At 72.2% G+C, this 21194-nt stretch carries 26 protein-coding genes; 19 read left to right on the top strand and 7 right to left on the bottom strand.

The genetic code is table 11. The features are described from left to right. The first annotated feature begins 72 nt into the window (after positions 1 to 72). Entirely contained in the window at positions 73 to 885 is an 813-nt protein-coding gene (gene map / locus QP089_RS46005) for a type I methionyl aminopeptidase (protein ID WP_285920917.1), read from the top strand. A 38-nt stretch (positions 886 to 923) separates the two neighbouring features. Beyond that, positions 924 to 1370: a DUF1707 SHOCT-like domain-containing protein gene (locus tag QP089_RS46000; RefSeq protein ID WP_285920916.1), complete on the top strand. Its 447-nt coding sequence runs from the start codon at positions 924 to 926 to the stop codon at positions 1368 to 1370. 7 nt (positions 1371 to 1377) lie between these two features. Here the strand turns inward: QP089_RS46000 and QP089_RS45995 are convergent, their stop codons facing one another. Further along, the gene (locus tag QP089_RS45995; protein WP_285920915.1) at positions 1378 to 2193 is read right to left on the bottom strand and encodes a phosphodiesterase; all 816 of its coding nucleotides are present in this window, start codon (positions 2191 to 2193) and stop codon (positions 1378 to 1380) included. Positions 2194 to 2510: 317 nt separating this feature from the next. Beyond that, entirely contained in the window at positions 2511 to 3068 is a 558-nt protein-coding gene (locus QP089_RS45990; protein ID WP_285920914.1) for a hypothetical protein, read from the bottom strand. A gap of 260 nt (positions 3069 to 3328) precedes the next feature. On the opposite strand from QP089_RS45990, the gene infA reads away from it, so the two are divergent. The 8 genes from infA to truA all read left to right on the top strand — a co-directional run bounded on the left by infA (position 3329) and on the right by truA (position 8240). Beyond that, on the top strand, positions 3329 to 3550 hold the full coding sequence (gene infA / locus QP089_RS45985; protein ID WP_018657567.1) for a translation initiation factor IF-1: 222 nt from the start codon (positions 3329 to 3331) through the stop codon (positions 3548 to 3550). A gap of 66 nt (positions 3551 to 3616) precedes the next feature. Next, the gene (gene rpmJ, locus QP089_RS45980) at positions 3617 to 3730 is read left to right on the top strand and encodes a 50S ribosomal protein L36 (RefSeq protein ID WP_018657566.1); all 114 of its coding nucleotides are present in this window, start codon (positions 3617 to 3619) and stop codon (positions 3728 to 3730) included. Between the two features lie 200 nt (positions 3731 to 3930). Continuing rightward, positions 3931 to 4311, top strand: a complete 381-nt coding sequence (gene rpsM, locus QP089_RS45975) for a 30S ribosomal protein S13 (protein ID WP_285920913.1) — start codon at positions 3931 to 3933, stop codon at positions 4309 to 4311. Between the two features lie 48 nt (positions 4312 to 4359). Then, positions 4360 to 4761 carry a 30S ribosomal protein S11 gene (gene rpsK / locus QP089_RS45970; protein ID WP_021596710.1) on the top strand — a complete coding sequence of 134 codons (402 nt, stop codon included), beginning with the start codon at positions 4360 to 4362 and terminating at the stop codon, positions 4759 to 4761. Positions 4762 to 4781: 20 nt separating this feature from the next. Further along, positions 4782 to 5408 (top strand): 30S ribosomal protein S4, encoded by a 627-nt coding sequence (rpsD, locus tag QP089_RS45965; protein WP_285920912.1) that lies wholly within the window; start codon positions 4782 to 4784, stop codon positions 5406 to 5408. A 113-nt stretch (positions 5409 to 5521) separates the two neighbouring features. Further along, entirely contained in the window at positions 5522 to 6535 is a 1014-nt protein-coding gene (locus QP089_RS45960; RefSeq protein ID WP_285920911.1) for a DNA-directed RNA polymerase subunit alpha, read from the top strand. Between the two features lie 95 nt (positions 6536 to 6630). Beyond that, positions 6631 to 7143 (top strand): 50S ribosomal protein L17, encoded by a 513-nt coding sequence (gene rplQ, locus QP089_RS45955; RefSeq protein WP_285920910.1) that lies wholly within the window; start codon positions 6631 to 6633, stop codon positions 7141 to 7143. Between the two features lie 203 nt (positions 7144 to 7346). Then, positions 7347 to 8240: a tRNA pseudouridine(38-40) synthase TruA gene (truA, locus tag QP089_RS45950; protein ID WP_285920909.1), complete on the top strand. Its 894-nt coding sequence runs from the start codon at positions 7347 to 7349 to the stop codon at positions 8238 to 8240. Positions 8241 to 8309: 69 nt separating this feature from the next. Here truA and QP089_RS45945 read toward each other — a convergent pair whose 3' ends face one another. The 3 genes from QP089_RS45945 to QP089_RS45935 form a co-directional block, all read right to left on the bottom strand. Continuing rightward, complete coding sequence (locus QP089_RS45945; protein WP_285920908.1) at positions 8310 to 9950, bottom strand: hypothetical protein; 1641 nt, start codon at positions 9948 to 9950, stop codon at positions 8310 to 8312. A gap of 24 nt (positions 9951 to 9974) precedes the next feature. Next, positions 9975 to 11159, bottom strand: a complete 1185-nt coding sequence (locus QP089_RS45940; RefSeq protein ID WP_285920907.1) for a chromosomal replication initiator protein DnaA — start codon at positions 11157 to 11159, stop codon at positions 9975 to 9977. Between the two features lie 117 nt (positions 11160 to 11276). Beyond that, positions 11277 to 11750, bottom strand: coding sequence for a CAP domain-containing protein (locus QP089_RS45935; RefSeq protein ID WP_285920906.1), 474 nt, complete (start codon positions 11748 to 11750; stop codon positions 11277 to 11279). Position 11751: 1 nt separating this feature from the next. On the opposite strand from QP089_RS45935, the gene QP089_RS45930 reads away from it, so the two are divergent. From QP089_RS45930 to glmM, 4 genes are all read left to right on the top strand, one after another. Further along, positions 11752 to 12087 carry a hypothetical protein gene (locus tag QP089_RS45930; RefSeq protein ID WP_285920905.1) on the top strand — a complete coding sequence of 112 codons (336 nt, stop codon included), beginning with the start codon at positions 11752 to 11754 and terminating at the stop codon, positions 12085 to 12087. A gap of 630 nt (positions 12088 to 12717) precedes the next feature. Then, positions 12718 to 13170 (top strand): 50S ribosomal protein L13, encoded by a 453-nt coding sequence (rplM, locus tag QP089_RS45925; RefSeq protein ID WP_285920904.1) that lies wholly within the window; start codon positions 12718 to 12720, stop codon positions 13168 to 13170. 90 nt (positions 13171 to 13260) lie between these two features. Next, positions 13261 to 13773 (top strand): 30S ribosomal protein S9, encoded by a 513-nt coding sequence (gene rpsI, locus QP089_RS45920; RefSeq protein WP_285920903.1) that lies wholly within the window; start codon positions 13261 to 13263, stop codon positions 13771 to 13773. A 187-nt stretch (positions 13774 to 13960) separates the two neighbouring features. Continuing rightward, positions 13961 to 15304: a phosphoglucosamine mutase gene (gene glmM / locus QP089_RS45915; RefSeq protein ID WP_285920902.1), complete on the top strand. Its 1344-nt coding sequence runs from the start codon at positions 13961 to 13963 to the stop codon at positions 15302 to 15304. 19 nt (positions 15305 to 15323) lie between these two features. Here glmM and QP089_RS45910 read toward each other — a convergent pair whose 3' ends face one another. Together QP089_RS45910 and QP089_RS45905 are read right to left on the bottom strand one after the other, a co-directional pair. Further along, a complete protein-coding gene (locus QP089_RS45910; protein ID WP_285920901.1) occupies positions 15324 to 15644 on the bottom strand; it encodes a hypothetical protein in 321 nt (106 codons plus the stop codon). A 28-nt stretch (positions 15645 to 15672) separates the two neighbouring features. Continuing rightward, a complete protein-coding gene (locus QP089_RS45905) occupies positions 15673 to 16476 on the bottom strand; it encodes an HNH endonuclease family protein (RefSeq protein ID WP_285920900.1) in 804 nt (267 codons plus the stop codon). A gap of 120 nt (positions 16477 to 16596) precedes the next feature. Between QP089_RS45905 and QP089_RS45900 the strand changes: the two genes are divergently transcribed. From QP089_RS45900 to QP089_RS45880, 5 genes are all read left to right on the top strand, one after another. After that, positions 16597 to 17553 (top strand): DUF389 domain-containing protein, encoded by a 957-nt coding sequence (locus QP089_RS45900; RefSeq protein WP_285920899.1) that lies wholly within the window; start codon positions 16597 to 16599, stop codon positions 17551 to 17553. Between the two features lie 63 nt (positions 17554 to 17616). Then, complete coding sequence (locus QP089_RS45895) at positions 17617 to 18669, top strand: ABC transporter ATP-binding protein (protein WP_285920898.1); 1053 nt, start codon at positions 17617 to 17619, stop codon at positions 18667 to 18669. Next, positions 18666 to 19544, top strand: a complete 879-nt coding sequence (locus QP089_RS45890) for an ABC transporter permease (RefSeq protein WP_285920897.1) — start codon at positions 18666 to 18668, stop codon at positions 19542 to 19544. The genes QP089_RS45895 and QP089_RS45890 overlap by 4 nt, the downstream gene beginning before the upstream one ends. Next, the gene (locus QP089_RS45885) at positions 19541 to 20452 is read left to right on the top strand and encodes an ABC transporter ATP-binding protein (RefSeq protein WP_285920896.1); all 912 of its coding nucleotides are present in this window, start codon (positions 19541 to 19543) and stop codon (positions 20450 to 20452) included. The genes QP089_RS45890 and QP089_RS45885 overlap by 4 nt, the downstream gene beginning before the upstream one ends. A 7-nt stretch (positions 20453 to 20459) precedes the next feature. Then, the gene (locus QP089_RS45880) at positions 20460 to 21176 is read left to right on the top strand and encodes an ABC transporter permease (RefSeq protein ID WP_285920895.1); all 717 of its coding nucleotides are present in this window, start codon (positions 20460 to 20462) and stop codon (positions 21174 to 21176) included. The last annotated feature ends 18 nt before the right edge of the window (positions 21177 to 21194 follow it).

Here is a 21194-nt window from a genome sequence, read left to right as displayed (position 1 = left end):
CCGGGAGGCGCGGGGCATTCGACGCCGGGACCGCCCGTGGCGGTCCCGGCGGTTTCCGTGTGAGGGGGAGAGATGTTCAAGCGGCGCAGGCCCGCGATCCAGGTGAAGACGCCCGAGCAGATCGAGCTGATGCGCGCGGCGGGGCTGCTGGTCGGCCGCACGCTGGAGGTGCTGCGCGACGCGGTCAAGCCCGGGATCAGCACCAAGGACCTGGACGAGGTCGCCGAGCGGCACATCCGCGACCACGGCGGCGTGCCGTCGTTCCTCGGCTATCACGGCTTCACCGGGACGATCTGCGCGTCGATCAACGAGGAGATCGTGCACGGCATCCCGCGCCCGGACAAGATCCTGCGCGACGGCGACATCATCTCGCTGGACTGCGGCGCGATCGTGGACGGCTGGCACGGCGACGCCGCGATCACCGTCCCGGTGGGGGAGGTCTCCGCGGAGCGGCGGCGGCTGCTGGAGGTGACCGAGGCGTCCCTGTGGCACGGCCTGGCGGCCGGGAGGGCCGGGGCGCGCCTCACGGACATGTCGCACGCGATCGAGTCCTACATCCGCTCTCAGGGCTCCTACGGCATCGTCGAGGGCTACGGCGGGCACGGCATCGGCACCGAGATGCACATGGACCCGCTGATCCCCAACCACGGCGCGCCCGGCCACGGCCCCGTGCTGGAGGCCGGGATGTGCTTCGCGGTGGAGCCGATGGTCAACCTCGGCACCAAGGAGACCCTGGAGCTCGACGACGGCTGGACGGTGATCACCACCGACGGGCGCTCGTCGGCGCACTTCGAGCACACCTTCGCGGTCACCCCGGACGGCCCCCGCGTCCTCACGGCGCTCGACGAGGGCCGGGAGTGGTTCGCCAAGCTCGAAGTAGGCTGACGGGTAGGACGGTCCCGGCTCGAGAGCAGGAGGCATCGATGGCGCCGAACCCTGAGATCCGGGCATCGGACGCCGATCGCGACCGGGTGGCGGCGAGCCTGCGCGAGCACTGCGCGGAGGGCCGGATCACGATGGACGAGATGCACGAGCGGCTCGAGTCCACGTACGCGGCCAAGACCCTGGGCGATCTGCAGGAGGTCACCTCCGACCTGCCCGAGCAGGACCTGTTCCAGTACCCCATCCCGGCCTCGCACCCCAACAGCACCGCCAGCCCCGCGACCCGCCGCTCCGGCACTGACCTGTACCGGACGGGCGGACGCGCGGCCTGGGCCACGTGGGCGACCGTCAGCGCGATCAACCTCGTCGTGTGGCTGGCGCTCGCGGTGACCGGCAACCTCGTCTACCCGTGGTGGATCTGGGTGGCCGGGCCGTGGGGCGCGGTCCTGCTCATGGGCACGATCTTCGGGCCGCGCGACCGCCGCTGACCCGGCGCTACTCGACGTCCATCAGCGGGCGGTAGTTGCCGGTCGGCACGAAATGCGTCGTGGCCGCGCCCTCGTCGCTCACCAGGTGCACCGCGAACCCGGCGGGCTCCCCGGTCACCGCCGCCCGGCCGGGATGCGTCAGGTCCAGGAACAGCTGCCGGTAGGTGCTCGGGCACGTCGTGCTGACCGTCCCCGCCAGCGACCCCACCGACCCCCGGTGCACGTGCCCCGAGATGATCCGCACGACCTGCGGATGGCGGCCGATCACCGTGGCGAAGCCGGCCGGGTCGACGAACCGCATGTCGTCGATGAACCTGATCCCGATCGGGAACGGCGGATGGTGCGTCGCGACCACCGTGGGCGTCGCCGGCGCGGCCCCGAGCGTGCCGTCCAGCCAGGAGAGCCGCTCCTCGCTCATGTGGCCGTGCGGATGCCCGTCCACCGTCGTGTCGCAGCACACCAGCCGCACGCCCGCCACGTCCACGGCGTACTGGACGGGCGCCTGCGGCGAGACCCCGGTGTCCACGACCGCGGGATGGTCGCCGAACGCGGCGCGCATCGCGTCGCGGTCGTCGTGGTTGCCGGGCATCGGGTAGACCGCCATCGGCAGCGGCGACAGCAGCGCGTGCAGCCGGGCGTACTCCTCCGGACGCCCGCCGTCGGCGAGGTCGCCGGTCAGCACCACCGCGTCCGGGCGCGCCGGCAGCGCCAGCAGGCTGGACACCGCCGCGCGCAGCGCCCGCACCGGCCCCGACCCGTCGTCCACCTCGCCGTCCGGTCCGGCGGCCAGGTGGATGTCGCTCAGCTGAGCGATGATCGCCATCGATCCTCCCCTCGCCAGGGCACGGCCGGCCAGGGCACGTCCCAGCACCTGCTGGTCTGCGCCGCCCTCGGCGGTCGGGCCCCGGGCCCTCCCGCGAGCGGGCGGCGCGCGATCACCGCATCGCTCCGGCTCGCCCCGGGGCCCGTTGCGCGGCCGGGCTCGCGCGGGCGCGAACCGCGGCGGGCTCGCGACCGCGGCGGCCGGGGGCCGTGCGGGGCCGGGGAGGGAGGCGGCGTGACGCCGCGATGATCTTTCTTCGCTGCCGCCAGTATGCCGGGTGCCGTCCGAGTAACGTACCGGACGCGGGGTTCGTGCCCTCAGGCGACGTGCGGGATGACCAGGGACAGGGCCGAGGTCACCTCTTCCGCGGCGGGCGCGACGTCGGGGACGACGTCGCGCAGGGCCAGCCATCCGTTGATGGCCTGGACGGTCGGCTTGGCCTCCACGAGTTGCGGGTCGTCGATGCCGTACCAGGCCGCGACCTTCGACCAGCGCCACAGCCGGTGGCCGGCGGTGGAGATCTCCGACGCGGGGAACCCGGTGGCGCCGCGGGCGCCGGTGATGGCGTGCCGCACCGAGTCCGCGGACCGGCCGACGCGGTCGGCGATGTCGCGGATCGTCAGCAGCGGGTCGGCCTCGACCTGGAGCACGTGCAAACCCTCCGCGCTGGCCTCGACGTGCTCGACGACCTCCATGATGGCGGCGGCCAGGGTGGCGCCCTGCCAGGCGCAGGAGGCGTTGCCCGGACGGTCGGCGTGCTGCGGCTCGCTGATGACCGAGACGGTGACGGCCCCGTGCGTGCGGTCGAACAGCGGGTCAAGCTCGTCCTCGTAGAGGGGACGGCTGAGGATCAGCGCGAAGTCATAGCTCGGCATGCTGACCCTCCTCCGACGTATCTCTTCTGAAAGGTACAACGCGGGAGCGGGGTATGCTTGACTCGGAAGCAGTCTCCGGACCCATATCATGCGTTGATTTCGCATTCGGTGGTTCGGTGACGTAGACTGCTGTGCCGGTCCGTAGTCGGCCGCCTGTTCCCCTTGCTCTCGATGCGTCCGCGTCGTGGCATGGGCGCGGCCGTGCCCCTCGCGGGGCGCAGGACCGGGTCCCATGAGCCGATCAGCGAAGCGCGGAGGACATGCCCAAGAAAGAAGGGGCCATCGAGATCGAGGGCACCGTCATCGAGTCGCTCCCGAACGCCATGTTCCGGGTGGAACTCGACAACGGGCACAAGGTCCTCGCCCACATCAGCGGCAAGATGCGGATGCACTACATCCGGATCCTGCCGGACGACCGCGTCGTCGTGGAGCTGAGTCCCTACGACCTCACGCGCGGTCGGATCGTCTACCGCTACAAGTAGTCCCACTGGGGTTGCCTTCCCCGTGCGTGGCGGCGCGGGGGTGACCCTTATCCATCAGGAGACCCAGTGAAGGTCAAGCCGAGCGTCAAGAAGATCTGCCAGAAGTGCCGCGTCATCCGCCGGCACGGCCGGGTCATGGTCATCTGCTCCGACCCGCGCCACAAGCAGCGCCAGGGCTGACCGGCTCCAGCCGGAAAGTCCACAACAGCAAGCGCATCGCAGCCTTCGCACAGGTCGCCGTACGTCCCGTGACCGGGTCGTACGGCACCACTGTGTGAAGGGGACACCCTCGGACGACGGAGGCCGAGGCCGCCACCCGGGCAGGGTGTGTGCGGACGCGGTGCGTCCATACCTCCGCGCAATGAAGGGAACTGCCCACGATGGCACGCCTCCTCGGCGTCGACCTCCCGCGCGAAAAGCGCCTCGAGGTCGCTCTCACCTACATCTTCGGCATCGGCCGGACCCGGGCCCTGGCGACCCTGGAGGGCACCGGCATCAGCGGTGACCTGCGGGTGCACCAGCTCGGCGACGACGAGCTGGTCCAGCTGCGCGACTGGATCGAGCGGAACTACCAGATCGAGGGCGACCTCCGCCGCGAGGTCCAGTCGAACATCCGCCGCAAGATCGAGATCGGGTGCTACCAGGGCATCCGGCACCGCCGCGGGCTGCCCGTCCACGGCCAGCGCACCCAGACCAACGCGCGCACCCGCAAGGGCAAGAAGAAGACCGTGGCCGGGAAGAAGAAGGCCGGCAAGAAGTAGTCCGGAGTCGGTCCTCCGGATCGATGACCTCGAGAGTAGAGAGAGCAGATGCCTCCTAAGAGCCGTGTCGGCGCCAAGAAGGTGCGCCGCAAGGAGAAGAAGAACGTCGCTCACGGGCACGCCCACATCAAGAGCACGTTCAACAACACGATCGTCTCGATCACCGACCCCAACGGCAACGTGATCTCCTGGGCCTCCTCGGGCCACGTGGGCTTCAAGGGCTCGCGCAAGTCGACCCCGTTCGCCGCGCAGCAGGCCGCCGAGGCCGCCGCCCGGCGCGCGATGGAGCACGGCATGCGCAAGGTCGACGTCTTCGTCAAGGGCCCCGGCTCCGGTCGCGAGACCGCGATCCGCTCGCTCCAGGCCACCGGCCTGGAGGTGGGCTCCATCCAGGACGTCACGCCCGTTCCGCACAACGGCTGCCGCCCGCCGAAGCGTCGGCGTGTCTGAGGCAGGGGAGATCTAGAACAATGGCTCGTTACACCGGTGCGGACTGCAAGCTCTGCCGCCGCGAGAAGATGAAGCTGTTCCTCAAGGGCAGCAAGTGCATGGGCCCCAAGTGCCCGATCGAGATCCGGCCCTACCCGCCGGGCGAGCACGGGCGCGGTCGCCCCAAGGAGACCGAGTACCTGCTCCAGCTGCGCGAGAAGCAGAAGGCCAAGCGCATCTACGGCGTGCTCGAGCGCCAGTTCAGCAACTACTACGTCGAGGCGAACCGCCAGGGCGGCAAGACGGGTGAGAACCTGCTGCGCCTGCTCGAGCGCCGGCTCGACAACGTGGTCTACCGCGCGGGCTTCGCCAAGTCCCGCGACATGGCCCGCCAGCTCATCCGCCACGGCCACATCCGGGTCAACGGCAAGAAGGTCAACATCCCGTCCTTCCTGGTGAGCGAGGCCGACATCGTCGACGTCAAGAGCAAGTCGCTCGAGATGACGCCGTTCCAGGTGGCCAAGGCCGAGGTCGGCGAGGGCCAGGTTCCGGCGTGGCTCGGGATCGACGGCGAGAAGATGCGGATCCTCGTGCACGCGCTGCCGGTCCGGCAGCAGATCGACGCTCCCGTCCAGGAGCAGCTGATCGTCGAGCTCTACTCCAAGTAGGGGCTCAACGCGTTCCGCCGGGATGCCGCGCTCCGCGTGGCATCCTGGTGGGACGGGGAACAATCCGAAACGCGGTCGTCAAATAGCGGGCACCGCGGGAAGAAGGCACCACCATGCTCATCGCTCAGCGTCCCACTCTCACCGAAGAGCAGGTCGACGAGTACCGGTCGCGGTTCACCATCGAGCCGCTGGAGCCGGGCTTCGGCTACACGATCGGCAACTCGCTGCGTCGTACCCTGCTCTCCTCGATCCCCGGTGCGGCCGTCACCAGCATCCGCATCGAGGGCGTGCTGCACGAGTTCTCCACCGTGCCCGGGGTCAAGGAGGACGTCACCGACATCATCCTGAACCTCAAGGAGCTCGTCGTCTCCTCCGAGCACGACGAGCCCGTCGTGATGTACCTGCGCAAGCAGGGCCCGGGCGAGGTGACCGCGGCCGACATCGCGCCGCCGGCGGGCGTCGAGGTCCACAACCCGGACCTGCACATCGCCACGCTGAACAACAAGGCCAAGCTGGAGATGGAGCTGACGGTCGAGCGCGGCCGCGGCTACGTCTCGGCCGCGCAGAACAAGCAGCCGGGCCAGGAGATCGGCCGGATCCCGATCGACTCCATCTACTCGCCCGTGCTCAAGGTCACCTACAAGGTCGAGGCGACCCGGGTCGAGCAGCGCACCGACTTCGACCGCCTGATCCTGGACGTGGAGACCAAGGCCTGCATGCTGCCGCGCGACGCGGTCGCCTCCGCGGGCAAGACCCTCGTCGAGCTGTTCGGGCTGGCCCGGGAGCTCAACGTCGAGGCCGAGGGCATCGACATGGGCCCGTCCCCGACGGACGCCGCGCTCGCCGCGGACCTGGCCCTGCCGATCGAGGAGCTGAACCTGACGGTCCGCTCCTACAACTGCCTCAAGCGCGAGGGCATCCACTCGGTGGGCGAGCTCGTCGCCCGCAGCGAGCAGGACCTGCTCGACATCCGCAACTTCGGCGCCAAGTCGATCGAAGAGGTCAAGCAGAAGCTCAACGACATGGGCCTGTCGCTGAAGGACTCCCCGCCCGGGTTCGACCCGAGCGCGGCGGCCGACAACTACGGCGACGACGACGCCGGCTACGCCGAGACCGAGCAGTACTAGAAACCCGATTCCCGGCGGCCGGGGGCGCGTCCCCCGGCCGCCGCGGAACCAGCTGACACCGGTACCTCGTACGGCCGGTGCAGGAAGGAAGAACCATGCCGCAGCCCACCAAGGGTGCCCGCCTCGGCGGCAGCGCCGCGCACCAGAAGCTGATCCTGGCGAACCTGGCGACGTCGCTGTTCGAGCACGGACGCATCACCACCACCGAGGCCAAGGCCCGGCGGGTGCGTCCGCTGGCGGAGAAGCTGATCACCAAGGCCCGGAAGGGCGACCTGCACAACCGTCGCCTGGTGGCCCGGACGATCCGCGACAAGGGCGTCCTGCACACGCTCTTCACCGAGATCGCGCCGCGCTTCGAGAACCGTCCCGGCGGCTACACCCGCATCACCAAGATCGGGCCGCGCAAGGGCGACAACGCCCCGATGGCCGTGATCGAGCTGGTGCAGGAGCAGCTGTCGGCCGCCCCGGCGACCGCGCAGGCCGCCCCGGCGACCGAGGAGAAGCCGGCCGGGAAGCCGGCGGACACCGCGGCCGAGGAGACCGAGGCCCCGGCCACGGCCGAGACCGCGGAGTCCACCGAGGCCAAGGCCGAGGGCGACGAAAAGTAACGCGCAATACCGCAGGTCGCAAGACATGAACAGGCCCACCGTCGGGAGCGCGACGGTGGGCCTGATCTTTGCCAGACTTGAGGGCATGGTCAGGTCAGGCGGCTGCGGACGGCGGGGGAGCGTGTCGATGGAAGACCCGATGAAACCACGGGCTCATCGGGCGGAACGGACGGGCAGCAGTGGCGAAGGACAGTCCACCTGACATGACCGCACTGGTACGACTCCGCCTCGACATCGGATACGACGGGACGGATTTCGCGGGCTGGGCCCGGCAGCCGAACCAGCGCACCGTCCAGGGGGTGATCGAGGACGCCCTGGCGCGGATGCTGCGGTTGGATCCGCCGCCGATGCTGACCGTCGCCGGACGCACGGACGCGGGCGTGCACGCCCGCGCGCAGGTCGCGCACCTGGTGGTGCCGGTCGCGGCGTATTCGGCGATCAACGGGACGATGCCGCGCCGGCTCGCCGGCCTGCTCCCGCCGGACGTGCGGGTGTGGCGGGTGTCGGTGGCGCCCGAGGGGTTCGACGCGCGGTTCTCGGCGCTGTCGCGCCGGTACGTGTACCGGGTGTGCGACAACCCGGTGGGCGTGGAGCCGCTGCGCCGCCACGACGTCCTGTGGCATCCGCGCCCGCTGAACCTGTCCCGGATGAACGAGGCCGCGCGGCTGCTGGTGGGCGAGAACGACTTCGCCGCGTACTGCCGCAAGCGGGAGGGCGCGACGACGATCCGCGAGCTGCTCCGCTACGAGTGGGCGCGCGACGACCGCGACCCCCATCTGGCGCTCGCGACGGTGGAGGCGGACGCGTTCTGCCACTCGATGGTCCGCGCGCTGGTCGGTGCGCTGCTGATGGTGGGGGACGGGCGCCGCGAGGTGGAGTGGCCCGCCGAGGTGCTGGCGGCGCGGGTCCGCGACTCGGGCGTGAACGTGGCGCCGGCGCACGGCCTGTCGCTGGAGGAGATCCGCTATCCCGGCGACGACAGCCTCGCCAGGCGGGCGCAGGAGACCCGGCGCGTCCGGACGCTGAACGCCGTCGCGGCGGCAGCGGAGCACGCGGCGAACGCGGCGAACGCCGACCAGCCCGGCGCCGCGTCCTAGCCCTGGAAACGTGACGGCGGCCGGGGGCGTTGCCCTCGGCCGCCGCGCGTGCCCGCCGGGTGCGGGGGGTCAGCCGTGCGCGCGGGCCTCGATCGGCCGGGCGCTGTAGCCGAGGAACTGCTGGGCGATCTGCTTGGCCTGGACGTTCCCGGGCTTGACCTGCTTGCCGCTCGGGTCCTGGACGTAGGCGTAGATGACGTACCGGCCGCGGACGGTGGCGGCGGCGTACCCGCCGGCCCGGTCGATGTCCTTGGCCTGCTCGCCGGACATCCCGCGGAACCACTCGTACTTGCCCGGGTCGCCGGCGCGGCTCGCCCGCAGCGCCGCGGCCCGGTTCGGCATGACCGCGATCCCGGTGGTGACGGCCCACGTCTTCATCTGGTTGATGAAGGTGGCGCGGACGACCTTGCGGCACTTCTCCTGCTGGAGGGCCTTGAGCATGGTGCCCCGCGCCGCGTACGCCAGGTCCTTGTTGATGGACCAGCGGTCGCGGTCGAAGGTGCGTTCGCCGAGGTCGACGCTGGGGTCGGGGAACGCCTCGGTGAAGGACAGGTCCTTCGGGTCGGTCCGCTCGTCGTTGATGTCGACGGGCTTCGGCTTGGGCGGCGTGTTCGCCGCCGGGGGCGGTGCCGCAACGTGGGAGGGCCCGGCGTCCTTGCGGGTGGCACCGTCGCCCTTCGACCCGGTCCCGCCGACGGCGAACAGCGCGACGAGCGCCGCGAGGACGACGGCCGCGCCGCCGCCGACCAGCACGAGGCGGCGCCTGCCTGCTCCGGGGCGCGGCTGGCCGGGCGCCGCGGGTCCGGCGGGGCCGCCGGGGTCTGCCGGGCCGGGCGCGTCGAGCGGGACGCCGCCTTCGGCGTGGTACACGGGGGTGATCACGGCGGCCATCGCCGGCTGCTCGGCCGTGGCGGCCGTGGCCGCGTCGTCACCGCCGCTGTGCGGGAACGGTCCGCTGCCGGTGGGCGGCAGCACGCCGGGCGGCAGGATCGCGTCCGGGACGAGGATCGGCGCGGGGGTCTGTTCGGCCACCATGGCCTCCTCGAACGCCGCCGACGCGTCCGTGGCGGCGGGCTGCGGGGGCGCGGACTCCGGCACGGCGGCCGGCTGCGCCTTCTCTGCGGGCTGTGTCTTCAGGGTGGGCTGTGTCTCGGCGGCCGGGGCGGCCTTCGCCGGGACGGGCGGCGCGATCCCCATCGGCCCGGTCGTCGTGGTCGGGTTCGGCGCCTCGGTGCCGGTGGGGGCGGGGTCCTCGTCGGGGCGGACGGCGGCGAACCCGTCCGGATCGGTGTCGCCGAAGGCGAGGGGCCGGTCGACGATCGGTTCGGACGGGACGGCGCGGCGGGAGTCGACGTTCGGGACGCCGGCCCCGGCGACGAGCGTGCCGGGCGGGGCCGTCCCGACGGGCGCTCCGGAACCGGCGGCCGCGGGGCCGGCCGGGTCGCCGCCGGTCGGTTCGGCGGCGGGCTCGGCGGCCCACCAGGGGGCCTGCAGGCCGAACGCGGGCAGCCGGAGCGAGGAGGGCGCGGCCTCGTCGGCGGAGGCCGCGGCGGCCTCCTCGAACGGGGCCCGGCTGGCGGGAGCCGCCTCGGTGCCGGCCGTGCCTCCAGCCGGAGGGACCGCACCGAAGCTGGGGGGCGCCGGAGCGGCGGGGGCGGCGGCCGTCCCCGCCGTCTCGGCGGTCTCCCGGGTGTCTCTAGGTCCAGACATAAGCAGACAGGGTATTCAAACCGGTCATTTCTTGAGGGGTTTGCCTTCTGTTTCCCTGTAGTGCAGGGCGAAGGCGAGGTCGCTGCTCTTGTACAGCTCGGCGCCGAACACGCTGACCGCCTTATGGTACTTGGCGGCGATCGCCTTGCCGTCCGGGCGCTGCACCCAGGTCATCACGACGTAGTGGCCGCGCGCCTGCGAGGTGCCGAACGCCAGGCCCTTGCCGGCGTGCTTGGTGACGCCCTTGCCGGGCAGGGCCTGCAGGAACGCGTCCTTGTCGGCCGCCGCCTTCACGGCCGCCTTGGCGTCGGCCTCCGACTTCAGGTTCAGCACGCCGATGGTGCCGATGAGCGAGCCGGTGCTGAGCGCGTAGGTGGCGCGCAGCGCCTGGTTGCAGCCGCCCTTCTTCAGAGCCTTCTCCAGCTTCACGCCGCCGACCACGGCGGCGCACGTCTTCGTGGAGCTGGTCGCGGTCCGCACGTACTTGCGGCCGCCCGCCTTGAACGACGACTTGCCGAACACCTCCGGCAGCGTCAGCTTCACCGGGTCGGTGGCGCGGCTCTGCAGCTTCACCGGCTGCAGCGGCGGGACGGTCGGGGACGGCGGCGCCGCCGGCTTGGTCGACGCGGCGGCCGGCGGGCCCTTCTTCGCGGGCTTGGGGTCGTCCTTCATCATCGACGCCACCCCGACGCCGCCGCCGATGAGCACGAGACCGGCCACGACCGCACCGCCGATGATCAGCGGGAGGTTGCGGCGCCGCCCGGACGGGGCGTCCTCGCCAGGGGGCGGGCCGTCGAGCTCGCCCTGCGGGTAGCCGCCGGGCGAGGGGGCGCCGTAGGGGGCGTCCTCCTGCCCGAACCCGCCCTGCTCGAAGCCCTGGTGCCCCGGCTCCTGGCCGCCGTGCCCGAACTGCTCCTGACCGAACTGCTCCTGACCGAACTGCTCCTGGCCGAACTGCTCGTGCCCGAAGCCGCCCGGCGGGGACGTGTCCTGGCCCGCCGACGAGGGCGGCTCGCCCCAGACGGCCGTCGCGCCGGGCGGTCCGCCCGGCGGCGGCCCGAACGGCTCCGCCTCCAGCGGCCCGGGGCCGAAGGGGTCGTCGTTGTCGTTGCCGTACGGTGGCGCCTCGGCTCCGGAGCCGTACGGCGCCTGCGGCGACGGCCCGGACGGCCGGCCGCCGGGCTTGCCTTGATCGCCCGGATAACCCATGGCTCTGGACCTTACCGTTCCTCTTTCAGCGGTCTGGACCTTCGGAACACCCACCATGACATGGGGGCGAACCGGGCGCCGCTGCTTTGCGGAAGGTCACCGTGCGGGCCCGTCCCGTCACGTCCAGCCGAAGTCCTGGGTCCACAGCGGGCCGTCCGGGCCGGCGGCCATGCCGACGCCGATGGCGCGCAACCCGCAGTTCAGGATGTTCGCGCGATGACCGGGGCTGGTCATCCAGCCCTCGACGACCGCGGCGGCGGTCGCGTAGCCCCGGGCGATGTTCTCCGCGCCGGGACCCGCGTAGCCGGCCTCCCGCATGCGCGCCCACGGGCTGTCGCCGTTCGGGGAGTCGTGGTCGAAGTAGTCGTGCGCGGCCATGTCGGCGGAGTGCGCGCGGGCCGCGGCGACGAGCCGCCGGTCGACGCGGAGCGCGTCGCAGCCCGCCTTGGCCCGCTCGGCGTTGGTGAGGGCGACGACGGCGTTCTCCGGGCCGGACGAACCGGGGGCCGCGGTCGCACCGGGCCGCCTGGGGGCGTCCTTGACGGTGGGCGTCTTGGTCTTCGCCGGTTCGGGGGACGGCGAGGCGCTCACCGTGTCCAGCGGCGGCGCCTCGTCGCCGGTGCCGCCGCTGCCGCCGGCGGGCGCCTCGCGCGCACCGCCGTCGTTGTCGGTGCCCGGCGTGGCGGCGGGCTCGTCCAGGCCGCCCGACGGGCCGGAGGCGGACGGCCTGCCCGCGTGGTCGGACGCGGCGATCGGCTCCGAACGCAGCTGGGGGAGGACGAGCCGGTCGAGCGCGATGCCCGTGCCGATGGCGAGGACCGACGCGCCGACGGTCGCCGCGATCGCGATGAGCGGCCGGCCGCCGGGCCGTCCCCCGCGTCCGCGGCGGGCGGCGGCACGGCGCCCGGCGCCGGAGGGCCGGGCCTGATGGCGTCCGGCCGGTCGGCCGGATCTGCGGGCAGTGGGCAGCGGGGGCTCCCGGGTGCGGGCCGGCGGTGCCGGCGTGGACCGGTCGGCGGCACCTTATCCCCATACGCCACAAAGGACCCCAAGATCGCCCGAAAACCCACCCCCGCCCCGGACCTCGCCACGCGCGTGGGCGGTACGCCCCCAGCTTGAAGCTCGGCCACGGTCACGGGCGGGCACGTGGAGCGAGTGCAGCGAGCGGAGCGGGCCCGCCCGCCGACCGACAGGCTGTTTCGCGCGGAGCGCCAGCGGAGTGCGAAACAGCCTGTCGGTCGTGACGGGGGTTCCAGGGGGTCGCCCCCCTGGGAAGATGCTGCATACTGGTAGTGGCTGGGAGACTGCCACATCCGCGTTTTGACCCGTGCGCGTGAGCGCGGGTATCCTGCGGGTTTGTTGTATGCGTCGACGCCTGTCCGGGCGGGAGACGAATCGCAACGACGTGTCGGTGTGCCCCATGTGCGTCCGTCCAGGCGACGGGTGCGCGCCCTACGGGCCCCGGCCTCCCGGAGCGCCAGGTCGGAGATCCAACAGTCCTGATCGGCGCGAGCAGGATATCCGCTGTGAAGTCGACGAGAAACGAAGGCTGACGACCGTGCGCACGTACACCCCTAAGCCCGCTGACGTACAGCGTCAGTGGTACGTCATCGACGCGACCGATGTCGTGCTGGGCCGTCTCGCCAGTCAGGTCGCGCAGCTGCTTCGGGGTAAGCACAAGCCCATCTACGCCCCGCACCTCGACACCGGTGACTTCGTCGTCATCGTGAACGCCGACAAGGTGGCGCTGTCGGGCAACAAGCTGGAGCAGAAGAAGGCCTACCGGCACTCGGGCTACCCGGGCGGTCTGCGCTCGGTGTCCTACGCCGACCTGCTGGCCAAGCACCCCGAGCGGGCGGTCGAGAAGGCGATCAAGGGCATGCTGCCCAAGACCTCCCTCGGCCGGAAGATGTTCGGGAAGGTGAAGGTCTACGCCGGTCCGGAGCACCCGCACCAGGCGCAGAAGCCCGTCCCGTTCGAGATCACCCAGATCAGCCAGACCGCGAAGTAACGCGGACGCGCGACGACGCGCGCCCGCGGAGGCCGCCGGGGCACCCGATCACCGGGCCCGCCGCCCTGGCCAGAACACCTGAGGAGAAGCGTGACCGAGTCCACCGAGACGCCCGCCGAGGGCGCCGACCTCGACTCCTACGAGGACGCCCCGTCGGAGTACAGCACCGAGACCCCCGAGGCCGCCGGCGAGAGCTTCCTGGGCCAGCCGGTCGCCACCGGCCCGGCCGCGGGCACCGGCCGCCGCAAGCAGGCCATCGCGCGGGTCCGGATCGTCCCGGGCACCGGCCAGTGGAAGATCAACGGCCACACGCTGGACGAGTACTTCCCGAACAAGGTCCACCAGCAGATCGTGAACGAGCCGTTCGTGCTGCTGAGCCTGGAGGGCCAGTTCGACGTGCTGGCGCGCGTCAACGGCGGCGGCACCACCGGCCAGGCCGGCGCGCTGCGCCTCGGGATCTCGCGGGCGCTGCAGTTCGCGAACATCGAGCACCGCCCGGCGCTGAAGAAGGCCGGGTTCCTCACCCGCGACGCGCGGGTGCCGGAGCGCAAGAAGGCCGGTCTCAAGAAGGCCCGCAAGGCTCCGCAGTACAGCAAGCGCTGATCGGCGGCACGAGCCGCCGCACCCCGTGGTCTGTTTCGCGGCCGCCCCGCACGGGCGGCGCACCGGGTGCGGCGGCTCGCCCATGTTCGGGGGGCCCGGCCCACTAGATTTGACCGCATGGGCGCAGGGGGCGCGCACCCGCTCCCCGGCGCCCGTGCGGTCTTTTCGTCTTTCCGGGAGTTGAACTGTGGCTCGTCTGTTCGGGACCGACGGCGTGCGAGGGCTCGCCAACCGCGACCTGACCGCCCCGCTGGCCATGGACCTGTCCGTCGCGGCGGCGCGGGTCCTCGGCGAGCAGGGCGCGTTCCGGGGGCACCGGCCGCTGGCGGTGGTCGGGCGCGACCCGCGGGCCTCGGGCGAGTTCCTGGAGGCGGCGGTGGTGGCCGGGCTGGCGAGTTCCGGCGTGGACGTGCTGCGGCTCGGGGTGCTGCCGACGCCGGCGGTCGCGCATCTGACGCACGAGCTGGCCGCCGACGTCGGGGTGATGCTGTCGGCGTCGCACAACCCGGCGCCCGACAACGGGATCAAGTTCTTCGACCGCAGCGGCTACAAGCTGCCGGACGAGCTCGAGGACCGGATCGAGGCGCGGATCGGCGAGGCGTGGGAGCCGCCGACGGGCGCGGGCGTCGGCCGGGTCCGGGAGGCGCACGGCGCGGTCGAGCAGTACGTCGCGCACCTGCTGGGGACGGTGCCGGTGTCGCTGGACGGGCTGCGCGTGGTGGTGGACTGCGCGAACGGCGCGTCCAGCGAGGTGGCGCCGGAGGCGCTGCGCCGCGCGGGCGCCGAGGTGATCACCATCGGGACGGCGCCGGACGGGCTGAACATCAACGCCGGCTGCGGGTCGACGCATCTGGAGGCGCTGTGCGCGGCGGTCCGCGAGCACGGCGCGGACGCGGGCATCGCCAACGACGGGGACGCCGACCGGTGCCTGGCGGTGACCGCGTCGGGCGAGGTGGTGGACGGCGACCAGATCATGGCGATCCTGGCGCTGGACCTGCGGGAGGCGGGCGCGCTGGCGTCCGACACCGTGGTCGCGACGGTGATGTCGAACCTGGGCTTCAAGCTGGCGATGCGGGAGGCCGGGATCGCGGTGGTGGAGACCGCGGTCGGCGACCGGTACGTGCTGGAGGCGATGAAGGAGCGCGGGTTCGTCTTCGGCGGCGAGCAGTCCGGCCACGTGATCATGCTGGACCACGCGACGACCGGGGACGGGGTGCTGACCGGCCTGCACCTGCTGGCGGCGATGGTGCGCAGCGGCCGTCCGCTGGACGAGCTGGCGAAGGCGATGACGCGGCTGCCGCAGGTGCTGATCAACGTCCGGGACGTCGACAAGGCGCGCGCGAAGACCGACGAGGGGCTGGCGGCGGCGGTCGCGGAGGCGGAGGCGGAGCTGGGCGAGACGGGCCGGGTGCTGATCCGGCCGAGCGGCACCGAGCCGATGGTGCGGGTGATGGTGGAGGCGGCGTCGCACGACCAGGCGCAGGCCGTCGCCGAGCGCCTGGCCGGGGTCGTCCGCGACCTCCTCGGCTAGCCGGGCGGGCGCCGGGGGGTCAGGTCTCGTCGATCTCCAGGCGCCCGACCTTGAGGTGCCCGATCTCGACGGTGCCGGCCTCCAGGTGGGCGATGACCGCCCGCTTCACCACGAGCTTGCCGATCGCGACGGCGCCGATGGCGATCGCGCCGAGCGCCATGGAGCCGACGGCGAGGGAGCCGAGGCCGTTGCCGAGGCGCAGGGTGAGGCCGGTCGCGGACGCGCCGGTCACCTCGGCGCCGGTGGCGCGGGCGCCGATCCCGCGCTCGGTGCGGACGCGGGGCCGCTCGGCGCCGTCGGCGCCGTCGTCGTCGGGCCTGTGGTCGGGTTCGTTGCTCATTGGACGAGCATATGGGCGCGGTCCGCCGTCAGGCGCCGCACAGGCTGAGCATCATCTTCTTGTCGGCGGTGGTCACGGGCAGGTGGTACTTCAGCGACACCTGCGCGAAGCGGACGCTGTAGGAGCAGCGGACGCGCTTGTTCGGCGGCAGCCAGGACGCGGGGCCGGAGTCGCTCTTGGCGCCGTTGAGCGGGCCGTCCACCGGGATGAGGTTCAGCGGGTCGTTGGCGATGGACTCGCGCTTGTCCTTGGACCAGCGCGACGCGCCCATCTGCCAGTCGTAGGACAGCGGCATCACGTGGTCGATCTGGATGGCGGTCGCGTGCGACTTCTTCCAGTGGATCGTCTTGCCGGAGTACGGGTCGGCCAGCGTGAGCGACATGATCACGCAGTTGGACCCGGACCGGTAGTCGATGTCCTGGCCGTCCCGCTTCAGCAGGTCGTTGCGGGTGTCGCAGCCGTTGCGGGCGAACGGGACGTCGGGCGCGTTGTCCATCCAGGCGTAGCCGAACTCGTCGCGCTCGTAGCCGGTCTTGGGACCGCGTCCCTTGGTGTCGACCTTCCCGATGAGCGCGCGGGCCTTGGCGCGGTCGCCGGAGGAGGTGATCGCGGCGAGGCCCGGTTTGGTGCCGTCGGGGTTGTCGAGCGGGCTGACCGAGTGCCCGTCGTTCGCCGCGGGCCCGGACCCGGACCCGCCGGACGATCCGCCCGATCCCGTCGCGCCCGCGTCCGTCTTGCAGCCGGAGGCCAGCAGCGGGAGCGCGAGTGCGAGCGCCGCCGCGGCGAGGGCCGTGCGGCCCCGATCCCGCCGAACCCGTTCCCGTCGCGTCATGCCGTCACCACCTGGAGGTTTTTGGTCGTCTTTCACCCAGAAGCGGGTAAATAAACGATCAAATCGTACGGACTCGCGCCGGCGCCACGTTCACCCGGCTTTTACGGCAGCATGTGGCGGGTGCTGCACCTGAGAGCGATCGTCCCGCCGGACCGTACGGAGGCCGTGTGCGCGGCCCTGTCGGAGTGCGCCGGCGCCACGAACGTCGTCGTCCTGCCCGGCGCCGCGCGCTCGCCGCGCGGCGACCTCGTCCAGAGCGACGTCGCGCGCGAGTCCGCCAACGAGGTCCTCGCCGCGCTGCGCCGGCTCGGCATCGACAAGGGCGGCTCCATCGCGATGGAGAAGATCGACCTGTCCATGTCGAGGGTCGCCGACCGGGCCGAGCGGCGGGCGCCGGGCCACGGCGACGACGCGGTCGTCTGGGACGAGTTCGACCGGCAGGTCACCGAGGGGACGATCCTGACCTGGTCGTTCATCGCGTTCCTCGCGCTGGCCACGCAGCTGGCCGCGATCGCCGCGCTGATCGACTCGCCCGTGCTGGTGGTCGGCGCGATGGTGCTCGGCCCGGAGTTCGCCGCGGTCGCGGCGATCTGCTACGGGATCTTCCGGCGGCAGCCGTGGCGGATCTGGCAGGCGGTGAAGGCGCTGATCGTCGGGTTCGCCGCGGCGATCGTCATCACCTACGTGTGCGCGCTGGTCAGCAAGTGGATCGGCGTCATCGAGAGCGACCGGCTGCCGGAGAACCGGCCGCTCACCGCGTTCATCTACAGCCCGGACCGCTGGTCGTTCATCGTCGCGCTGCTGGCCGGCGCCGCCGGGGTGCTGTCGCTGACGGCCGGCAAGTCCTCGGCGCTGGTCGGGGTCTTCATCTCCGTCACCACCGTGCCGGCGGCCGGCAACCTCGCGGTCGCGCTGGCGCTGCGGCACGGCACCGAGATCACCGGGTCGCTGGAGCAGCTCGGCGTCAACTTCGCCGGCATGATCATCGCCGGGACGGTGACGCTGTTCGTCCAGCGGGCCGTGTGGAACGCCGTCCTCCGCCAGAGGGGCCGATCGGCGGCCAGACGGTCGACCTAAGGCGCAGCCGCCTACCACCTAAGGGTGACGTCGCGGCCCCGCCCAGCCGCTAGGTTCGGGGACATGCCGATTATCGCCACCCAGGGCCTGACGATGAGGTTCCCCCGGGTGACCGCCCTGGACGACCTGTCGGTGGCCGTCGAGCCCGGCGTCGTCGGGCTGGTCGGCGCCAACGGCGCCGGCAAGTCCACGCTGATCAAGATCCTGCTCGGCCTGCAGCCCCCCTCCGCCGGCACCGCGACGGTGCTCGGCATGGACATCGCCCGCGAGGGCGTCCGGATCCGGGAGAGCGTCGGGTTCATGCCCGAGTACGAGTGCCTGCCGCCGGACGTGTCCGCGACGGAGTTCGTCGTGCACATGGCGCGGATGTGCGGGCTGCCGCCGACCGCCGCGCGCGAGCGCGCCGCCGACACCCTGCGCCACGTCGGGCTGTACGAGGAGCGCTACCGGCCCATCGGCGGCTACTCGACCGGCATGCGGCAGCGGGTGAAGCTGGCGCAGGCCCTCGTGCACGATCCGAAGCTGGTCTTCCTGGACGAGCCGACCAACGGCCTCGACCCGGCCGGGCGCGACGAGATGCTCGACCTGATCCGGCGCATCGGCGCCGAGTTCGGCATCAGCGTGCTGGTCACCTCGCACCTGCTCGGTGAGCTGGAACGGGTCTGCGACCACGTGGTCATCATCGACGGCGGGAAGCTGCTGCGCTCCCAGGCCGTCGAGGCCTACACCGCCGCGAGCGGGGTGCTGACCGTCGAGGTGGACGACGGCCGCGACCGGCTCGGCCAGCACCTGTACGACCAGGGCGTGTCCGTGCACCCGGAGGGCCGGTTCCTGGTCGTCGACATCGCCGGGGAGGCGACCTACGACCTCGTCCGCGACGGCGTCGCCGACCTCGGGCTGCGGCTGATCCGGATGGAGCAGCGCCGCCACCACATCGAGGAGGTCTTCCAGACCCCGCCCGCCGAGACCGTCCCGCCGGGGCCGCCCGGAGCGGCCGGTCCGGTGGGGTCGCCGGGAGCGGCCGGTCCGCCGGGAGCGGGGGTGCCGCCGCCGGCGCCGCCGGGTGCCCCGCCCGTCCCGATGCCGCCCGGTACGCCGCAGGGAGGCCCGCGATGAGCACCAGCACCATCCACGACATCGGCTACCGCCACTACGAGGGGCGCCGCAACGGCCGCGCCTACGTGATGCGGTCGCTGTACGTGCACAACCTGCGCGCCGCGTTCGGGCTCGGACGGCCCGCCCGCGCCAAGGTGATGCCGTTCCTGCTCGCCGCGATCATGCTGCTGCCGGCCGCCGGGTCGGTCGCGGTCGTCGCGGTCGCCAAGCGGCCCGAGGCGCTGATCCGCTACTCCTCCTACGCGGTGACGCTCCAGGTCATCATCGCGATCTTCCTGGCCACGCAGGCGCCGGTGCTGGCGTCCCGGGAGATCCGCTTCCACGTCGTCCCGCTGTACTTCTCCCGCCCGGTCGGCCATCTCGACTTCGTGCTGGCCAAGCTGGGCGCGCTGGCGACCGCGCTGTTCGCGCTGATGGCGGTGCCCGTCACCGTGCTGTACGTCGGCGGGCTGGTGACCAAGGTGCCCGGCTCCTGGCACCAGTTCCTGCACTACCTGGCGGGGCTCGCCGGCTGCGTGCTGTTCGCGCTCGTGCTCGCCGCGATCGGGATGCTCGTCGCCGCGTTCACCCCGCGCCGCGGGCTCGGCGTCGCCGCGGTCATCGCCGTCTACATGATCACCAGCACGTTCACGCTGATCATCCAGGGCATCGCCGAGCACCAGACCAACTTCACCCTGGCCGGGTGGATCGGCGTCCTCGCTCCGTTCAACCTGGTCGACATCGTCCAGGTGCGGCTGCTCGGCCAGCAGCGGTCGGCGGTGGACGTGCCGTCCGGCACGCTCGCCGGCTTCGTCGCGCTCGCCCTGTGCGCCGCCATCGTCGTCGGCTCGATCGCGGTGGTCTACCGCCGTTTCCGGAAGGCGGGGCTGTCTTGAGCGAGATCAGGCTGGAGAAGGTCTCCCGCTGGTACGGCAACGTGGTCGCCGTCAACGGCGTGTCGATGACGATCGGCCCGGGCGTCACCGGGCTGCTCGGCCCGAACGGCGCCGGGAAGTCGACGCTCATCCACATGATGGGCGGGTTCCTCGCCCCCTCGTCCGGGACGATCACCCTGGACGGCGAGCCGATCTGGCAGAACCCCGGCATCTACCGGCGGCTCGGGCTCGTCCCCGAACGCGAGAGCGCCTACGACTTCCTCACCGGCGAGCAGTTCGTGCTGTCGATGGCGAAGCTGCACAAGCTGCCCGACCCCCAGGCCGCGACCCGCCAGGCCATCGACCGGGTCGAGATGGCGTACGCGGCGAACCGGACGATCGGCAACTACTCCAAGGGCATGAAGCAGCGGATCAAGATGGCGTCCGCGCTCGTGCACGACCCGCCCGTCCTGCTGCTGGACGAGCCGTTCAACGGCATGGACCCGCGCCAGCGCCTCCAGCTGATGGACCTGATCATCCGGATGGCGAACGAGGGCCGCACCATCCTGTTCTCCTCGCACATCCTGGAGGAGGTCGAGCGGCTCGCCGGGCACATCGAGGTGATCGTGGCGGGGCGGCACGCCGCGTCCGGTGACTTCCGCAAGATCCGCCGGCTGATGACCGACCGGCCGCACGTCTTCCTCGTCCGCTCGTCCGACGACCGCGGCCTCGCCGCCGCCGTCATCGCCGACGGGTCGGCCCGCAGCGTCCAGCTGACCGACAAGGGCCTGCGCGTCGAGGCGGTCGACTTCCAGCGCTTCACCTGGCTGCTCCCGCAGGTCTCGCGGGACGCCGGCGTGCGGCTGTGGGAGGTCTCCCCGGCCGACGAGTCCCTCGAAAGCGTCTTCTCCTACCTGGTGGCCCGGTGATGCTCCGATGAACGCGACCATTGCGATGATCACCTTCCGGGCGATGCTCGGCCGGCGGCGCGCGCTGCTGCTGCTCGCGCTGCCGGTGCTGCTGGTGGTGCTGGCCGCGGTGCTGCGCTGGACCGGCCAGAACGACCTGGACGTCTCGGCGAACGTGCTGCAGAAGTTCGGGCTGGCGACGCTGCTGCCGCTGCTCGCGCTGATCGCCGGCACCGGGGTGATCGGCCCCGAGATCGACGACGGGCAGATCATGTACGTGCTGACCAAGCCGATCCCGCGGCAGGTGATCGTGCTGACGAAGCTGGCGGTCGCGATCGTGCTGGTCGCGGCGTTCTCGGTCGTCCCGACCCTGCTGGCGGGGCTGCTGCTGACCGGGACGACCGCGCAGCTCGCGCCCGCCTTCACCGTCGGGGTGCTGGTCGGCGGCGTCGCCTACAGCGCGGTGTTCGTCGCCCTGGCGGTGGTGAGCCGCAACGCGGTGACGATCGGGCTGCTGTACGCGCTGGTCTGGGAGTCGCTGCTGGGCAGCTTCGCGCCGGGCGCCAAGTCGGCGTCCATCCAGCAGTGGGCCCTGTCGGTCACCGACGCGCTGACCCCGGCCTCGCCGGTCACCTCGTCGGTCGACCTCGGGGTCGCGATCCCGCTGCTCGTGATCGTCACGGTGGGCGCCGCGTTCCTGGCGGCCTTCCGCCTGCGCTCCCTGACCATCGCCAGCGCCGAGTAGCGTGCGGGCCGTCCCGGC

It is taken from the genome of Actinomadura opuntiae (assembly GCF_030283205.1).
Taxonomy (GTDB): domain Bacteria; phylum Actinomycetota; class Actinomycetes; order Streptosporangiales; family Streptosporangiaceae; genus Spirillospora.
Note: the sequence above shows the minus strand (reverse complement) of the source record. Positions and strands in the feature narration are given on the sequence as shown.

Bases quoted from the DNA above. Each gene is read 5' to 3' on its own strand.
- rpsM (WP_285920913.1), top strand. From the start codon at position 3,931: ATGGCACGCCTCCTCGGCGTCGACCTCCCGCGCGAAAAGCGCCTCGAG.
- QP089_RS46000 (WP_285920916.1), top strand. From the start codon at position 924: ATGGCGCCGAACCCTGAGATCCGGGCATCGGACGCCGATCGCGACCGG.
- QP089_RS45960 (WP_285920911.1), top strand. From the start codon at position 5,522: ATGCTCATCGCTCAGCGTCCCACTCTCACCGAAGAGCAGGTCGACGAG.
- rpsK (WP_021596710.1), top strand. From the start codon at position 4,360: ATGCCTCCTAAGAGCCGTGTCGGCGCCAAGAAGGTGCGCCGCAAGGAG.
- QP089_RS45940 (WP_285920907.1), bottom strand. From the start codon at position 11,159: ATGGGTTATCCGGGCGATCAAGGCAAGCCCGGCGGCCGGCCGTCCGGG.
- QP089_RS45880 (WP_285920895.1), top strand. From the start codon at position 20,460: ATGAACGCGACCATTGCGATGATCACCTTCCGGGCGATGCTCGGCCGG.
- map (WP_285920917.1), top strand. From the start codon at position 73: ATGTTCAAGCGGCGCAGGCCCGCGATCCAGGTGAAGACGCCCGAGCAG.
- QP089_RS45995 (WP_285920915.1), bottom strand. From the start codon at position 2,193: ATGGCGATCATCGCTCAGCTGAGCGACATCCACCTGGCCGCCGGACCG.
- QP089_RS45945 (WP_285920908.1), bottom strand. From the start codon at position 9,950: ATGTCTGGACCTAGAGACACCCGGGAGACCGCCGAGACGGCGGGGACG.
- infA (WP_018657567.1), top strand. From the start codon at position 3,329: ATGCCCAAGAAAGAAGGGGCCATCGAGATCGAGGGCACCGTCATCGAG.
- QP089_RS45910 (WP_285920901.1), bottom strand. From the start codon at position 15,644: ATGAGCAACGAACCCGACCACAGGCCCGACGACGACGGCGCCGACGGC.
- QP089_RS45890 (WP_285920897.1), top strand. From the start codon at position 18,666: ATGAGCACCAGCACCATCCACGACATCGGCTACCGCCACTACGAGGGG.
- rpsD (WP_285920912.1), top strand. From the start codon at position 4,782: ATGGCTCGTTACACCGGTGCGGACTGCAAGCTCTGCCGCCGCGAGAAG.
- truA (WP_285920909.1), top strand. From the start codon at position 7,347: ATGACCGCACTGGTACGACTCCGCCTCGACATCGGATACGACGGGACG.
- QP089_RS45990 (WP_285920914.1), bottom strand. From the start codon at position 3,068: ATGCCGAGCTATGACTTCGCGCTGATCCTCAGCCGTCCCCTCTACGAG.
- QP089_RS45905 (WP_285920900.1), bottom strand. From the start codon at position 16,476: ATGACGCGACGGGAACGGGTTCGGCGGGATCGGGGCCGCACGGCCCTC.
- QP089_RS45895 (WP_285920898.1), top strand. From the start codon at position 17,617: ATGCCGATTATCGCCACCCAGGGCCTGACGATGAGGTTCCCCCGGGTG.
- rplQ (WP_285920910.1), top strand. From the start codon at position 6,631: ATGCCGCAGCCCACCAAGGGTGCCCGCCTCGGCGGCAGCGCCGCGCAC.